The 14,556-nt window shown below is 56.4% G+C and carries 13 protein-coding genes and 4 pseudogenes; 13 read left to right on the forward strand and 4 right to left on the reverse strand.

Annotated features, from left to right (window positions below; translation table 11 throughout):
* Positions 1-258 precede the first annotated feature (258 nt).
* From AC1MEE_RS05640 to AC1MEE_RS05650, 3 genes and pseudogenes are all read left to right on the forward strand, one after another.
* Positions 259-1,236, forward strand: a complete 978-nt coding sequence (locus AC1MEE_RS05640) for an autotransporter domain-containing protein (protein ID WP_480416161.1) — start codon at positions 259-261, stop codon at positions 1,234-1,236.
* 267 nt (positions 1,237-1,503) lie between these two features.
* On the forward strand, positions 1,504-2,289 hold the full coding sequence (locus AC1MEE_RS05645; RefSeq protein ID WP_480414331.1) for a sulfite exporter TauE/SafE family protein: 786 nt from the start codon (positions 1,504-1,506) through the stop codon (positions 2,287-2,289).
* Between the two features lie 439 nt (positions 2,290-2,728).
* Positions 2,729-3,119, forward strand: a pseudogene (locus AC1MEE_RS05650) (RidA family protein).
* A gap of 358 nt (positions 3,120-3,477) precedes the next feature.
* On the opposite strand, the gene AC1MEE_RS05655 reads toward AC1MEE_RS05650, so the two are convergent.
* From AC1MEE_RS05655 to AC1MEE_RS05665, 3 genes and pseudogenes are all read right to left on the reverse strand, one after another.
* Positions 3,478-3,717, reverse strand: a complete 240-nt coding sequence (locus tag AC1MEE_RS05655) for a hypothetical protein (protein WP_480414332.1) — start codon at positions 3,715-3,717, stop codon at positions 3,478-3,480.
* Positions 3,718-4,117: 400 nt separating this feature from the next.
* Positions 4,118-4,634, reverse strand: a pseudogene (gene mug / locus AC1MEE_RS05660) (G/U mismatch-specific DNA glycosylase).
* Between the two features lie 55 nt (positions 4,635-4,689).
* Positions 4,690-5,114 (reverse strand): annotated as a pseudogene (locus AC1MEE_RS05665) (TetR family transcriptional regulator C-terminal domain-containing protein); the annotation flags it as partial.
* Between AC1MEE_RS05665 and AC1MEE_RS05670 the strand changes: the two are divergent.
* Together AC1MEE_RS05670 and AC1MEE_RS05675 are read left to right on the forward strand one after the other, a co-directional pair.
* Positions 5,115-5,519 (forward strand): annotated as a pseudogene (locus AC1MEE_RS05670) (aldo/keto reductase); the annotation flags it as partial.
* 166 nt (positions 5,520-5,685) lie between these two features.
* A complete protein-coding gene (locus tag AC1MEE_RS05675) occupies positions 5,686-6,252 on the forward strand; it encodes an N-acetyltransferase family protein (protein WP_480414333.1) in 567 nt (188 codons plus the stop codon).
* Positions 6,253-6,300: 48 nt separating this feature from the next.
* On the opposite strand, the gene AC1MEE_RS05680 is transcribed toward AC1MEE_RS05675, so the two are convergent.
* The gene (locus tag AC1MEE_RS05680) at positions 6,301-7,194 is read right to left on the reverse strand and encodes a LysR family transcriptional regulator (RefSeq protein ID WP_480414334.1); all 894 of its coding nucleotides are present in this window, start codon (positions 7,192-7,194) and stop codon (positions 6,301-6,303) included.
* A gap of 174 nt (positions 7,195-7,368) precedes the next feature.
* On the opposite strand from AC1MEE_RS05680, the gene AC1MEE_RS05685 reads away from it, so the two are divergent.
* The 8 genes from AC1MEE_RS05685 to AC1MEE_RS05720 all read left to right on the forward strand — a co-directional run bounded on the left by AC1MEE_RS05685 (position 7,369) and on the right by AC1MEE_RS05720 (position 14,553).
* Complete coding sequence (locus AC1MEE_RS05685; protein ID WP_480414335.1) at positions 7,369-8,115, forward strand: SDR family NAD(P)-dependent oxidoreductase; 747 nt, start codon at positions 7,369-7,371, stop codon at positions 8,113-8,115.
* Positions 8,116-8,182: 67 nt separating this feature from the next.
* On the forward strand, positions 8,183-9,046 hold the full coding sequence (locus AC1MEE_RS05690; RefSeq protein WP_480414337.1) for an alpha/beta fold hydrolase: 864 nt from the start codon (positions 8,183-8,185) through the stop codon (positions 9,044-9,046).
* Positions 9,047-9,216: 170 nt separating this feature from the next.
* On the forward strand, positions 9,217-9,468 hold the full coding sequence (locus AC1MEE_RS05695; RefSeq protein ID WP_480414338.1) for a glutathione S-transferase C-terminal domain-containing protein: 252 nt from the start codon (positions 9,217-9,219) through the stop codon (positions 9,466-9,468).
* Positions 9,469-9,623: 155 nt separating this feature from the next.
* Positions 9,624-10,328, forward strand: coding sequence for a cysteine hydrolase family protein (locus AC1MEE_RS05700; protein ID WP_480414339.1), 705 nt, complete (start codon positions 9,624-9,626; stop codon positions 10,326-10,328).
* Between the two features lie 244 nt (positions 10,329-10,572).
* Positions 10,573-11,085: a GNAT family N-acetyltransferase gene (locus AC1MEE_RS05705; RefSeq protein WP_480414340.1), complete on the forward strand. Its 513-nt coding sequence runs from the start codon at positions 10,573-10,575 to the stop codon at positions 11,083-11,085.
* Positions 11,086-11,378: 293 nt separating this feature from the next.
* Positions 11,379-12,728 (forward strand): hypothetical protein, encoded by a 1,350-nt coding sequence (locus AC1MEE_RS05710; RefSeq protein WP_480414341.1) that lies wholly within the window; start codon positions 11,379-11,381, stop codon positions 12,726-12,728.
* 11 nt (positions 12,729-12,739) lie between these two features.
* Complete coding sequence (locus AC1MEE_RS05715) at positions 12,740-13,657, forward strand: DMT family transporter (protein WP_480414342.1); 918 nt, start codon at positions 12,740-12,742, stop codon at positions 13,655-13,657.
* The gene (locus AC1MEE_RS05720) at positions 13,657-14,553 is read left to right on the forward strand and encodes a hypothetical protein (protein ID WP_480414343.1); all 897 of its coding nucleotides are present in this window, start codon (positions 13,657-13,659) and stop codon (positions 14,551-14,553) included. The genes AC1MEE_RS05715 and AC1MEE_RS05720 overlap by 1 nt, the downstream gene beginning before the upstream one ends.
* The last annotated feature ends 3 nt before the right edge of the window (positions 14,554-14,556 follow it).

Consider the following 14,556-nt stretch of genomic DNA (forward strand, 5'->3'; position numbering starts at 1 on the left):
GACACTCCCTCATACCTCTCCTTAGCTATAGCTCACTACCCCCGCTACACAATCAGAGTCAAGCCTTGGATACCTGCTACGGCAGGCGGCCGGGGTTTGCCTCAATGAATTCGGCCGCCCCTCGTTCAGGGTAGGAGAGGCGCCAGAGCAGAGTATTTATGTGACAACAAGGACTACCCCATGAAAACTTCCATGACCCCACGGGAAATCAAATCTGCAGTTTGTACGGTTTCGACTTCAATCCTGCTTTGCTCCACCATGGAAATTCAGGCAGCACCGCCAGAGGATCAAACGACTCCCTGGTACCGAGGGGACATTCCAGTTCTCTCCTTGCTACCTCCTGACCCAAGTCGATTGATAGAGAATCTCGCCGCACCCGCTAAACCTCGATTCGAATCTCAACTACTGGCGAGCGTCGGAACTGACTCCACCGCCTGGGACCAGATCCGTGGTCGCCAATTGGGGCAGGGGGAAGTCGGCAATCTTGGACCACAACTCTCTGGCGCCCCCGGCAACTTTCAAGTCGGCCCTGCGCTCTATACTGCGCAAGGCAATAGCGGGAATACCCAGCGCGCGGGTCTGTTTGTCGGTCAGAGTCAGCTGCCGAGCGACACGGTTGGTTTTGTAGCGACCCCCGGAACCAACGCCTTTAACCTGCAAGGTCAAAGCCTCGGGGCCTACTGGAGCCTGACAGGAGCACAGGGCTGGCATGTGAATCTGGTCGCCATGGGGACACGCCTGAATGGCCAGGTACGCTCGGAACAAGGCGACTGGCAAGCTACCAAAGGCAACGCCATGACGTTCTCGGTGGAGGGCGGTTTCCCCATAGGTATCAGCGAAAACTGGGTCATTGAACCCCAGGCGCAGTTAATCAACCAACGCGTGTCCCTGATTAGCCAGAGTACGTCGGCTGCCAACGCCCCCTCTGACGACCTGACTTCCTGGAGCGGGCGTGTCGGTGCACGTCTCAAGGGTAACTTCGAAGTCCGCGGCCTGCCGGTCGAACCCTACGTGCATACCAACCTTTGGCTCACTTATTCCAGTGGTGACACGCTTAGCCTTGGCCAGGTCGACAAGATCGCCAGCAGCCGCAACTCATCGACTGTGGAAGTGGGCCTTGGTCTGTTAGCCAAAGTCTCGCCGACCGTCAGCCTGTTTGTCAGTGGCGACTACAGTGGCACTACCGATAACGCCTTCGGTTTGATCGGTAACCTTGGAGTGCGTGTGCGCTGGTGAGCACCAGCGCCCACGTTGCAGAAAGTGCAGGAGCGCCTGTGCCCCTGCGGTTGGCCAGTTCAAACCGAGGTGGCTGCATCGCGGGCAAGCGCGCTCCCACACCCCGCTTATGGCCGAGACTATGGCGGCAGAGCTTGCTGGAGCATCAGGTAAGCAGGTGAAAAGTTATAAGATAAGATCATATTGGTATAAGTGGTTATAAGAAAAAATCGCTATGCTGCCGGTCAGATTTTTCATCTGGTCGCGCTTGATTTGTAGGACATGGCAATGGATCTCGGTAATTCTGGTTTTGTAGTGGCAGGCTTAGTTGTCGGATTCATTGTCGGCATGACCGGTGTGGGTGGCGGCTCTTTAATGACGCCGATTCTTTTATGGTTTGGCATTAATCCAGCCATCGCAGTGGGGACCGACTTGCTGTATGCGGCAATCACTAAGTCCGGTGGCGTACTGGTTCATAAAAAGAACAACAATATTGACTGGTCAATTACCGGCTGGCTGACACTGGGCAGTGTGCCGATGGCAGCGCTTACGCTGTGGTTTTTGAACAGTTTACATACTGATCCCCAAGCGATGAATGCAGTTATCAAGCAGGCATTGGGCTTCGTATTGTTGCTGACTGCGCTGGCCATTTTCTTTAAGAAACAGTTGCTGGCATTTGCCCATAAGCATGCGGGTGACCACTATCACCTCAGCGGTTCGAGTTTGAATGTGCTGACGGTGGTCACGGGCATGACACTCGGCACAATGGTGGCATTAACCTCCATCGGCGCCGGCGCATTGGGTACTGTGGCACTCTTTATCTTGTACCCTTTTCTGACCACCAAGCGCTTGGTCGGTACTGAAATCGCACACGCCGTACCCCTGACGTTGGTCGCCGGTTTGGGCCATGCGAGCATGGGTAATATGGATTGGTCTGTATTAGGCTACCTACTGGTAGGGTCACTGCCAGGGATTTACATGGGCAGTCATTTATCAGGCCGCATTCCTGACGCAGTACTGCGTCCTTGCCTGGCCGTAATGCTGGTTTTCATTGGTTCCAAATTGGCGTTTTGATTCAGCTGTAATACTCACCATGATTCGCAGGCAAGCCTGCTCCCACAGTTGATCCGGTACGTCAGAAAATATTCCTTTAAAACCAATGATTTAAATGGTTTTTATGAGAGGGTATCAGTCTTGCACTACGAAAAAGCCCGCACATGGCGGGCTTTGAAAATTATATAGGTGGCCGGCGCTGGTCTCCGGCTTACAAGGTTTATCAGGACTCTGACAGAACAGTTTTGTGCTCTTCTGCTTCACACGGCATAAGGGCTGGATCTCAGCGGGAGATCTTTCTAACCGTGTACCCTTCGGAACGCGCCCCACGTTTCCTTGCTATCCCCTTGCGCATCAGTCTGCGTCTTCACCTATAACTTCAGAATAGCAAAAAGCCCGAAGTGCTGGCCGGACTTTTTAGACCGATTTTATTCAAGAGGAAGAGCGGCAGGATGAAAAAATACTATCGCTAGCCGGACATTTCTGGGGCCGTTCGAGTGTGGTACCGGCATCGTCATTCCCCGCGGGGAGCGCCCATCTGCTTGCCTTCCGAGTTTTCGAGTTAATTCACGAACGGCCCGACGGCAGCTTGGAGCTGGGCGGCATCGTCGAGCAAAGCGAGTGCACCCTGCAGGCGCTCAAAGTAGCGCTGGAGCGCGCCGGCAGTTCCATGGGCCGGGTTCTGCATCTGACCATCTAACCTCACCGACATGGCCGACCGTGCCGCCTTCAACGAGGTCTACCAGCGCTTCTTCGCCAAGCCCTGGCCGGTTCGCGCCGCCGTTGGCGTGGCCACCCTGGCGGTCGAAGGCATGCGCGTGGAAGTCACCGCGATGGCGGCCAAGGGCTGAGTCCGCGGACTTATCCGGCGGCCCCGCTCAGCGAGCGGCCGCCACCGGGTAGCACACGGGTGCCGGTCAAGCGTTTCGCCGCTACAATGCGCGCCTCCACCGTGACAAGCCTGACTAGAACAACATGTCCCTGCCCAAACATCACCTGGAACTGCTCAGCACCCCGAACGCCCAATAAACCGGGGGCGGCGTTAGCACTGCCGGAATTGAAGGGATGTAAACGAGTGGGCTCGAAGCAAGCGTAACAACTGGCTTGAATCGCGCTAGGGAGGTAGCTCAATCCAACCTTTGAGCCACCTCGGCTCAAGAGAAACGGCGGAAACAGTAAAACTGACCCCAAGTGGCTTCAAGCATTTTGCTAGTTACCATCCGCCACCTTCCGTTCTATTTCAGCTATTTTTCGACTGAGCTCCTCAGCGTCCTGCTCCTTGGTTCGAGTTGAAGAGGGCGTAATTGCTTGGTCTACATCATTGGCGTCACTATCCCGGTCCTCAAGATCTCTTTCGACCACATTGACGGGTTTGCCAGACGTATCGGTGGGCGGGGCGTTTGACGTTGTTTCTGATTCGAGGTCGTTAACATTGTCATCGTTGTTCATATCGCTTACCTCCATTGGCCTACACATTGGATACCGCGGTAAGGCTTGAGTTCGAGATTTTTTGCCGGCGTTCCCAATGAGTCGACGGTCTCGATTCGCTCGAGCAACGACTTTCAATGGAATGAAGAGAACCAAAAGTATCGCTGCCCATCCGGCAACGTACTGTGAAGCATGGCTATGACCGCTTTTGGCTGAGAGTGTGTAAAAACGCGTTCACTGGCGATGACTGCCGAGCGCGGATTTAGGCCGCAAGAGCCCTCAGCAGACCCTCGGTACCGAAGATTTTCATTGTCCGCTTCGGCCGATCGGCCGGGAACCGGGAGCGAGGTGCGTGTGCGAACCTCGCTGATGCCAGGTATTTTTAAGCCAGTCCCCCAAGTGCCCTTCCTGGGCTATTAATCTAAAACCGACTCTCGCCTGTTGCTAAACAGAGTTGGCGATACGCGCCAACCAGTTGATCAAGCGTGAACGCGCGATTTCGCCCACTAAGGTTGGGCAGCACCCATACCGAGGCATTACCAAAGGTCTTTGCCTGAAGCCCCCACGTAACTTCTCGTTGGCCGGATAACGCGGAATACGCAGCTTTACCGAGAAAAGCCACAAAGCGTGGCGCATAGCGCGATCTTTTGTTCAAAATCCGCAGCGGCAGCGATGAGCTCATGTACAGACAGCTGATCCGCTCGCGCCGTAGGCCGTTCAACCACGGCCGTTAATCCACACTGATACTGCAAGATCGTCCGATCGTTTTCCGGGCGTACTTCCTCCGGCGTAAAGCCGGCGAGATGGAGTGTGCGCCAGAAGCGATTGCCTCTGCCCGCAAAATGATGCCCTTGGGCGGCGGCAGTCACTCCCGGATTAATGCCACAAAAAATCACTGCAAGATGCTCGGTAAGAATATCTTCGAGTCTTTCACCCACCATAAACCTCACAAACCCGGCAGGTGCCGAGGCCAATTATCCAATCTACTCGATCTCATCCGCAGATCACGCTGACCGCATGGCGTGCAAGCTCCGTCAATTCAGCGCGGGATTTGCCCGCCCGCCCGCCCGCGCACGTATCGCAATGCTATGCAGCATGGCTGACGCGAGTGCCGCCAAGGCCACTGGGTCGACATCGTCTTTCAACTCGCCGGAATTGATGGCTGCTCGCAGACGCGTTTCGAGATCGGTATCGAGCTTACTGATCAGCTCCGAAAGAATGTCTCGTATTTCAGAATCTTCGACCGCTTCGGTAGTCGCCGTGCCGATCACAAAGCAGCCTCGCGGTTGGCTGTCACCCGAGAAGTAGATCGACAACTGCCCCTCGTAGAAACGCATCAACGCCTCGGCCACTGGCAGGTCGTGGTCCGCCAGCGCCTCATGCATGGCGTCAGCGGCAACCTCCCAATACTGCGCAATGTGGCAGCGGCCCGGATAAAACCCGCCGTCGTGCAGGTCGAATCCCACCCTTATCTGCCTGAATGGGAACTGCTTGAATTCTGTCAGCAGCATGGAATCATCGTCCTTGCGTTTGCGCCACTTGGACATGGCATGGAGCCGAACGTACTGGAAGACTCCGTGATTACAGGGATCGCTCAGCGCGTACAAAGGACCCCGGCTCAAGTTGCATTGGCCTGGTCTGTACAGCGCGGCGTTGCTTTCCTGACCACTTCTGCAACACCGAGCCATATCCAGGAAAACTTAGATATTTCTACCCTGCCTCAAACGGCCATGCGTGAAATTCAGGAAGAGATTACGACCAGGATACGATTTAACTCGGTAGTGGAAACCGGTGTGCCTGGGTTTATTCCGCGGAAAAAATAACACACGACGACGGGGAGGTCTTCTGCAGGGCCGCCCTATCGAAGAAGGCGTGGTTCGTTGAGCGAAAGGTTGCAGCAACCCGATATACAAACCCTCGATCAGCACATTGATATGTCTCAAGCATCCACGCTATAAGAGGCGCCCAATTTCTTATGGAGTCATGTGAATGACCGTTGAATTTCGTCCGGCCCAGCGCTCGGATGCGCGTGAGATTGCTCGTTTGTTCCAGATTACTTCTGAGGGGGCATCGGATTACATCTGGAGCCAGTTGGCGGAGTCGGGACAAGATTTGTTAGACGTGGGTGCCATTCGTTACGCCCGGGAAGATGTGGATTTTTCTTACCAGAACTGCCTCATCGCAGAAGCAGAAGGACGCGTTATCGGCATGATGCATAGCTACGTGATGCGTCACGATCCCATGGCCGCTCCGGTGACCGACCCAGTGCTGGCACCTTATGCCGACATGGAAATCCCCGACACCCTATATATTTCGAGCCTGGCGCTTCACGAAGGGTGGCGGAACCAGAGCCTGGGGGTGCGCTTTCTCAAACACGCTCAGGTGCGCGCCGATGAATTGGGGCTTAAAGGCCTGAGCCTGATCGACTACGCTGCGAATACCGGCGCCCGGCGTTTTTACGAACGGCATGGTTTCAGTATCGTCAAAACTTGTCAGATCACACCCCATCCGATGATCCGGGTGACCGGTGAAGCTTATCTCATGCACCGGCCCTAGCGCCGAGCGTAAGAGCTGTCGCCCCCCGGAGCGAAGTAATCCGTGGCGTCAGTGCTTCTGGTTCGGCGCCACCAGTTCGTCGAGCCGCGACAGGAACAGCTTGAGAATCGGCGATGTATTCGATTTGCTATAGCCCACCGCTACATCGACCGTCGGTGCCTCGCCTTCCAGCGGACGGCTGACGACAGACCATGGCAGCAGGTTCTTGGCGTAGGCGGGCATCAACGCCAGCCCGCGGGTGGATGCGACCAGGGACATGGCCATCGCCATATTGTCCACCCCGTGATCCAGTTTGATGTCGAGCCCCGAGCGGCGGAGATAGTCTTCGGTGACGGCGCGCAGCACGGTGGCCTTGTTCGAACCGCCGATGAAAATCTCGCCCACGAAATCTTGCGGGCGCACTGCTTCGCGCGCGATGAGGCGATGGTCGCTCGGCATCAGGACGATCAGCGGTTCCCGGTCCACCACGTGGTACTCGAGGTCGTAGCCTGGCTCCACGCGCAGGAAGGCCAGGTCCAGCCGGCCGCGGGCGAGCGCTTCGGCGAGATCCGGGGAATAGTCGCTGGAGACCATGACCTGAATGTTCTTCAGTTCGTCGCGCAGTACATGCATCGCCTGCGGCAGCCAGCTCATCTCGTGCCCGGTCTGGAAGCCGATGGCGAACGTCTTCTTTGCCGGTTGCGCCGCCCTGCGTGCCGTTTCGACTGCGGCATCGACCTGCATCAGCGCCAGGCGGGCATGGTCGAGAAAGGCTTTGCCCGCAGCGGTTAGCTCGACGCCATGAACGCTGCGCGTCAGCAACTCGACCCCGACCTGAGCCTCCAGATCCCGGATCTGCCGGCTTAGCGACGGCTGCGAGGTGTGCAACCGCCGTTCGGCCGCCTCCGTCAGGCTGCCCGTCTCGGCGACGGCAATGAAATATCGAAGATGTCGCAGCTCCATGACGCCCCCATGCCTGCCAGGTATGCCCACCAGCTTACAAAGTCTTTCTCAACTTTGCCACAAACCCCTAGTTTCTGGGCTGTGGCGGCGTCGTGGAGCCCCTCCGGGCACCGAAACGGGCGCCGCTGGTCGGCTACCCATACGCCGTAAGTCATACCTCACTGGAGTTAAAAAATGAACAACCCCGTCATTCTGATCACTGGAGCGCTCACCGGCATCGGCCGCGCCACCGCCGTCGCCTTCGCCAGGAAGGGCGCGAGGGTGGTCGTTGCCGGTCGGCGTGATGAAGCCGGCAAGGCGCTCGTTGAGGAGCTGCGCTCTTTCGGTTCGGAGGCCGAATTCATCAACGCCGACGTCCGTAAGGAGGAGGACGTCCGCGCTCTTGTCGACAAGACCGTCGCACGGTTTGGCCGTCTCGATGTCGCGGTGAACAATGCTGGCACCGAAGGCCAGGTTGGCCCGATCACGGACCAGACCGCGGAAACCTATGCCGCGACGTTCGACACGAATGTTCTCGGCGTGATCCTGAGCATGAAGCACGAAGTGCGCGTCATGCAGGGACAGGGCAGCGGTAGCATTATCAACATCTCCTCGACCTACGGGCACGAGGGTGCGGCGGGGGCTTCCGTCTATGTCGGTAGCAAGCACGCCGTCGAAGGCATTACCAAGTCGGTGGCGCTTGAGGTCGCCAAGTCGGGAATCCGTGTGAACGGCGTGGCACCTGGTCCTACGGACACTGGCATGTTGACCCGTTTTACCGGCACGCCAGATAACAAGGCGGCTCTGGTGACGGGTGTTCCGATGGGTCGCCTCGGCCTCTCGGAGGAGCTCGCCAACGCGATCGTCTTCATCGCGTCGGACGAAGCTTCATACATCACCGGCCATATCCTCAACGTCGACGGCGGTCACTCCGCGAACTGATCCTGTCCGGGCGCGGAGGTTTGCTCCGCGCCTGGTTAAGGGGCGGCCACTACCAGAGGGAATCTCAATGATCCAGCATAGTCACCAGACCGCACCGACGCAGTTCGTGGACGCGGCTGGTATTCGGTTCGCATACCGACGCTTTGGCAAATCGGGTGGCGTGCCGCTCGTCTTCAACATGCATTTCACCGGCACGATGGATCACTGGGATCCTGCGGTGACGGACGGACTGGCGCACGACCGCGAAGTGATTCTGTTCGACAACGCCGGTATCTCCAGCAGTTCGGGGGAGGTACCGAACTCAATCGAGAAAATGGCGGCCAACGCCGCAGCCTTCATCAGGGCGCTCGGCCTAATACAGGTTGACGTACTAGGCTTTTCGCTCGGCGGCCTGGTCGCGCAGGAACTGGCGCTGGCCGAGCCGGTGCTCGTGCGGCGGCTGATCCTGGTGGGTACCGGACCGCGCAGTGGCGAAGGCATGGTCTCGCTGACGCCCGAAGCGCAGGAGATCTTCGGCGCGACCTACGACGAGCCTGATCACTTGTGGCTCAGGGTGTTCTTCACCCCATCCGAAGCTAGCCAAGCGGCGGGCCACGCTTATCTCAAGCGCTTTCGGCAACGCATGGAGAACCGCGATCCAGACGTCAGCGACAAGGTCGGGCCCGCGCAGATCGAAGCGCTGGCCAAGTGGGGCGCACCACGCGAGCACCCCTTCGATTACCTGAAGGCGATCAAGCAGCCAACGCTGGTCGTCAATGGCGACAACGACGTGATCATCTATTCGGTGAACTCTTCGATCTTGCAGCGGCACCTGCCGAACGCGCAGCTGATCTTCTATCCGGATGCCAGCCACGGCTCGCAGTATCAATACCCCGAGCGCTTTGTCGGCCACGCGTCCCTGTTCCTTTCCGAAGACACCGGGCGCGCCTGAATCTGGTTGTCGCCGAAATCCGCAAACGCCATTGCTCGGCGAGACCGCAAAGGAAAAGGCGCAGGTGACGATGTGGGAGCGGCGCGCCGAACTGGAAGGTTTCGCGGCAGTCATGGAGGCCATCCGCAACGCCGCACCAAGCCTCAAGGGACGCGCGATCGCAGGTCCCTATGAACTACACGCAGATCCCGGAACTGGCCGAGCGCAGCAAGCTGCGGGTGAAGAACTTCTTCGCCGACCTCGATGCCCGCTTGGGTGAGGTTCCGTTCGTGGCGGGTGATTGCTACTCCGTGGCCGACATCACGGCTTTGGTAACCGTGGATTTTGCGGCCAAAGCGATCAACTTCCCCGTGCCGGAGAAGCGCGCCGCCCTGAAGCGCTGGTACGACCAGGTTTCAAAGCGCGCGAGCACGTCGGCCTAGCAACAAACAGGAATTTACGCATCGGCTTTCCATGCCACGACCGATAGGTCTTTATCGTGGCGCGAAAAAGCATCAAAAGGGCGTGCCTATGTCACTTGATGATATTGAAGCCGTTAGCATCGCCAACAGACTGCCAGCGGACAAAGGATATAGGCATGAGAATGCATAAGAATGATTTTGAAGCATTGTCCTCCACCATTCCCGGTGTCGACTTCTCCGATATTTCTTCAACAGCCTTGGTCGTAGTCGATGTACAGCACAGCGACGCAACACCGAATCGTGGCTGGGTAAAAGCGTGCGAAGCGGTGGAGCCTGGGTCGATGCGTTACTACCTGGATAGATTGGAGCAGACCACGATTCCAGCTATCCGCAGTCTGTTGGAGGCTTTTCGTGATGCGGGTCGCCCGGTCATTCATCTGTGTACCGGCTCTCTTTACCAGGACATGCGTGATTGTCCCGCACGCTTTCGGGATTGGACCCGAGAGTTGGAGATTGCCGCAGGCGTCAAGGACATGTGGTGGGTCGATAATCCGGACTACAACTTCCGGGAAGAAGTTGCGCCCCGGAATGACGAGACGATCATCCGCAAGACGACTCAAGGAGCCTTCAATGGCAGCGAAATCGACACTACGCTGCAGCGCATGGGGATAAGAAATCTGGTTTTCACGGGCGTAGTTACCAGTTGCTGCGTCGAAACAACCGCTCGTGACGCCGCCGATCGAGGGTATGGCTGCGTTCTTGTCTCGGACGCTTGCGCCGATGCTGACGAAGCGATGCACAATGCGGCGATGTTGAACTTCGGCCTGTACTTCGGAAAAGTGGTCAACACCGCCGAGGATTTGCTGACGGTTTTAAAGTAAACACCTGAAGCCCGCATCGGGCTCTGGCGTTGACTTTCAATATATTGACTGATTTGGCTGTCATGATGGATGTTGCGTCCGGTCGATTGGATCAAGGCTAGCCCAACCTGACAATGAACGGGGTAGCACAATACAGAGGCAATAATCCCTTGGCTTTGAGGGCTGTTTAGCCCAATAGTCATCGTTCAGGAAAATGACCAGGACGGACGTAAATGGGCACCTGAAACCCAGGGGGATAAAGGTCATGGATGTCCAAGTCATACGCGCCGATGCAAGCTGCATAGATAAAGTCGCAAACCTCTTCGACGCCTACAGAGGTTTCTATGGTCAGCCTTCCAACATTCAGGAATCGTACAACTTCATCGCTGAGCGTATCGCCCGAGGTGAGTCAGCGATCTTCTACGCCCAGGATCCGACCGGCGAAGTTCTAGGATTCGTACAGTTGTACCCGACGTTTTCATCAATCGCCGCCCAACGAACCTGGCTTCTCAATGACCTCTATGCGAGTGAAGCTGCAAGGGGTCGAGGGATAGGGACTCTCTTGCTAAGCACCGATACCATCAGCCTGCCAGTGCAGGGTGGCGAGTTTGGGCGTCCGGTGGGGTTTGGGCGTTCATTTGGTGCGGCACTGATGGCTTTGTCCGGTGATCGCGGGGCCAAGCCGCTGTTTGCGTCGGCGAAAGTTGTTCAGGTGGCGACGGAGGATCCCGGAGTTTTGTGGGATGTGGATATGCCGTCCGCGCTGGTTTTTCAATAATCGTCGTTTGATAGATCGTATCGCGGGCAAGCCTCGCCCCTACAGTTCGGTGTCATCCTGTAGATACTCTGTTACCGGTCAAGCTTTTGGCATGTGCTCGGCTGACGTGTAACCCGCAATACTCCCCATTTCTTCTGCCCATTCGTATTTATCGATGGGTGTCAGATATAAAACTCATTATTCATCCGTTTTTATCCGGCATACGATCTTGTTGCGTGCGGTGTTCACTGTTGCGGTGAATATCCGGTTAGTACTCATCAAGAAAATAAAGAGCCTACATGATAAATCGATATATGGATGCGTCGGTCAGTGTCAGCCCTATTGAACTGGACAGTGAAGTTCAGGAGTTGGGTGCATTGGAGCGGGCATTAAGTTCCGCCGATGTTCATCAGCCGGTTCCTCGCTATGTCAAAACACTGCGCCAACTCAGGAAGGCTTCTCAAACGATCAGTTGTCACCGTGACGAGATTAAGTTTGGTGTTACGTTTAGTGAGCACTTGCAAGTCCTATCTGATGACTTCGGTTTGTCAAAGGATCACTTTTCGGTCAATACCAGTGGCTCGCCATTGATCGTCAAGGAGCAGGTCGGGGAGCACTTGATTTCGCCTACGCACTTTGAGAATGGGGCCTATTTCAGTCATCCCCATGCGGATCACCAACTCGATTATGCGGCTGATAAACTGCCCTCGATCAAGATTGGTCAGTACGTGCGTTTTGGTCGTAATGCGGCGGTCAATGCCGGTGGCGATGTGGACATCGGCAATGGTGTCTGGTTGTCGCCGGGTAGTCAGCTGTTGCGCCAGGATCACGATCCTTATGGCAGGCTCTCCATCGGTTCCCGGACCGTGGCAATGACCCGTCTGCCGCCTGTGCGGTTGTGCGACTACGCTTGGGTGGGGCGTGAGGCTATCATTGGCTGGAACGCGGATTATCTGGGCAAGGCGAGCATTGTCGGGATTCGCTCGTTCCTCAATACGTGGGTCGGTGATTATTCAATCGTTGGCGATCAGGGAAAGGTTCTGCAATACCTGCCTTTCAAGGCGCACCTCATGGAAACCTATCACCCTTCGATCGAGCAGACGTTGCAGGTGAGCGATTGGGCGGCGATCAATTCAGACTGGCTGATGATCTATCGCGACGCGCCGAAGCTTGCGGCTGCGGCAGCATTGCCCGAGGAGCTTGCGGCGCATCTCGATACGCTCGGCAAAAAGTCCGTGCTGTTGATTGCACCGGCGGATAACACCCAACTTCAAGCCTTTGCCCGGCACGGCATCGACATCATCTCCAGCTCGCGGCAGCCGTTTGCCCATCACTTGCAGTGGGCTCAGGACCAAGGCCACAAGCAGCTCAGGTTGCGCGCCGACCTGGATTTTTCCAGGCTGCCTTTTGCTTCGGCCGGGGATTTCCACTATCGCCGTCGCCTTGGATATTCGCTCATCGTTGCTAACAGTGGGCCTGTCGAAGTCGAGCCTTGTCGGGTCTATGTAAAAGAGTTGGCCCGCGTTTTGGCACCGGATGCTTTTCTACGGGTGTCACACAGTGACGCGTTGCAAGCGCAACTGCCTCTTTATCAGGCGTCGTTCCATCTTCGAGGGGATGTCGAACTTGAAGGTGCCCCATTCATGTTAATGAAGAAAATCTAACGGAGGCATCTATGCCGTACTTATTGCTTTCGCTCGCCGCGGTATTTTGGGGCGGTAATTATGTTGTCGGTAAGTTAATGGTGGTGGACGTTGATCCGGTTCTTCTGTCGCAAGTCAGATGGCTGATTACCAGTGCGTTGCTATTACTTGTCAATTACAAGGCTGTTGTGGCCAGTTTGCCGGTCGCTCGCAAGTCGTGGTTCACACTGGTGATGTTGGCGGTCTGTGGGCAAGTTGTGTTTCCACTGACGTTGTATATCGGTTTGCAATACACCAGTTCTTTGAATGCAGCGATTTATCTCTCGGCTACGCCATGCCTGGTTCTGGCACTCAATCGTTTCGTATTCGGTGACTTCATCTCCAGGTCGAACATTCTCGGGGTGGTCATCAGTACGGTGGGCGTGTTCTGGTTGGTGACGATGGGGCATCTTTCCGATTTGAGCTTTCTCGAAGGTTTCAACAAGGGGGACTTCTGGACGATGGCGTCGGCTGCCAGTTGGGCTGTCTATTGTTCCTTTTTGCGGACAAAGCCCAAAACCATTGCCGGCAATGCGTTCGTTACATTTTCCGCAGTGGTGGGCGCGCTGTGCCTGGTTCCCTTCAGTATGGGTGTCTGGATCATTCATCCTGATGTGACGTTCAATCTGGGGCAGGGTGCCGCGCCCTGGCTGGGGCTGGCTTATCTGGTGATCTTCCCGTCGTGGCTGTCGTACCTGTTCTGGAGCAAAGGTATCGGTGAAATTGGAGCCACGCGAGGCGAGATCTTCACTCACCTGGTTCCGCTTTCTGGCGGCTTGTTCAGCATTTTGTTTCTCGATGTACAACTGCACGCCTACCACCTTGTCAGCCTGGTGTTGATCGGTTTCGGTGTGATCCTGTGCTCCATTCGGCGACGTGCGCCGGTTGCGCTACGGACGGAGGCCGCTTAATGGACAAGATTATCGAGTCAGTAAACAGTCATGGCGATCGCTGGGTGGGCATTGTGCGGGGCAAGGGTGAGGCTACTGAAGTCTGGCGGGTCGCGGGAGTAGAGGGCTCGCAGGCGTTGGCCTGTGATTTTGTTCGCAGCAGACAGTCCTGGGAGGACTTCAAAGGCGGGTTGTCCCTTTGTGTCATTCCGCCTGGGTCGCTTTCATCAATGAGCTTCAACGTACCGGTTCGGCCAGCGCAGGATACGTTGTGTATGGTCAGTGGCTTTGGCTACACACACCGCTTGGTAAATGGTCTGGCCATGCCCGAGCGGTCTTCGCCGGACTGGTACTACAAAGGGAACGGCAAGGGGCTGGTCGCCGCTGCCGAGCCGATCAAGTCGCCCTGTCACGCAAGTGGTGCGGGGATCGAGATCGAGTATGCCTGTGTGTACCTCATCGATGAATGCCGAAACCCTCGCTATATCGGTTACACATTGGCGGTGGATTTCTCTGACCCTGTCCTACGCCACACCCAGCCAGGATTGGCCGGTCTTTCCAAGCTGCGAAATACTGCCCTGTGCCACGAATTGGTGATCGCTGAACCACAGCGCAGTTCGAAGGTGAGGAGTTCGATAGTGCGGCGTGGAGAAATCGTCTGGGACAAAGAATCGTTGCTTGGCCTGGACCAGATGATGTTTGCCAAAAATGAACTAGAAGCCCTGTTGTTTCAACATGAGGAGCTGTGTGAACCCGGTACGGTTCACTATGTGCTGTTGGGGGCTTCATTGAGTACCGATAGAGATGCCTTTGGGTTGCAACACGGGGATGTCATCCAGGCGACCAGTCAAGCGGATGGCCTGCACTTGTCGAATGCCTTTGAAGATGAGGTTGTTCGTCAGTCGTGTAACTGCTGACGA

This window comes from Pseudomonas sp. ASL3 (assembly GCF_056680425.1).

Coding starts and splice junctions, on each gene's coding strand:
- AC1MEE_RS05685 (WP_480414335.1), top strand. CDS start 7,369: ATGAACAACCCCGTCATTCTGATCACTGGAGCGCTCACCGGCATCGGC.
- AC1MEE_RS05700 (WP_480414339.1), top strand. CDS start 9,624: ATGAGAATGCATAAGAATGATTTTGAAGCATTGTCCTCCACCATTCCC.
- AC1MEE_RS05680 (WP_480414334.1), bottom strand. CDS start 7,194: ATGGAGCTGCGACATCTTCGATATTTCATTGCCGTCGCCGAGACGGGC.
- AC1MEE_RS05675 (WP_480414333.1), top strand. CDS start 5,686: ATGACCGTTGAATTTCGTCCGGCCCAGCGCTCGGATGCGCGTGAGATT.
- AC1MEE_RS05640 (WP_480416161.1), top strand. CDS start 259: ATGGAAATTCAGGCAGCACCGCCAGAGGATCAAACGACTCCCTGGTAC.
- AC1MEE_RS05690 (WP_480414337.1), top strand. CDS start 8,183: ATGATCCAGCATAGTCACCAGACCGCACCGACGCAGTTCGTGGACGCG.
- AC1MEE_RS05695 (WP_480414338.1), top strand. CDS start 9,217: ATGAACTACACGCAGATCCCGGAACTGGCCGAGCGCAGCAAGCTGCGG.
- AC1MEE_RS05705 (WP_480414340.1), top strand. CDS start 10,573: ATGGATGTCCAAGTCATACGCGCCGATGCAAGCTGCATAGATAAAGTC.
- AC1MEE_RS05715 (WP_480414342.1), top strand. CDS start 12,740: ATGCCGTACTTATTGCTTTCGCTCGCCGCGGTATTTTGGGGCGGTAAT.
- AC1MEE_RS05655 (WP_480414332.1), bottom strand. CDS start 3,717: ATGAACAACGATGACAATGTTAACGACCTCGAATCAGAAACAACGTCA.
- AC1MEE_RS05645 (WP_480414331.1), top strand. CDS start 1,504: ATGGATCTCGGTAATTCTGGTTTTGTAGTGGCAGGCTTAGTTGTCGGA.
- AC1MEE_RS05720 (WP_480414343.1), top strand. CDS start 13,657: ATGGACAAGATTATCGAGTCAGTAAACAGTCATGGCGATCGCTGGGTG.
- AC1MEE_RS05710 (WP_480414341.1), top strand. CDS start 11,379: ATGGATGCGTCGGTCAGTGTCAGCCCTATTGAACTGGACAGTGAAGTT.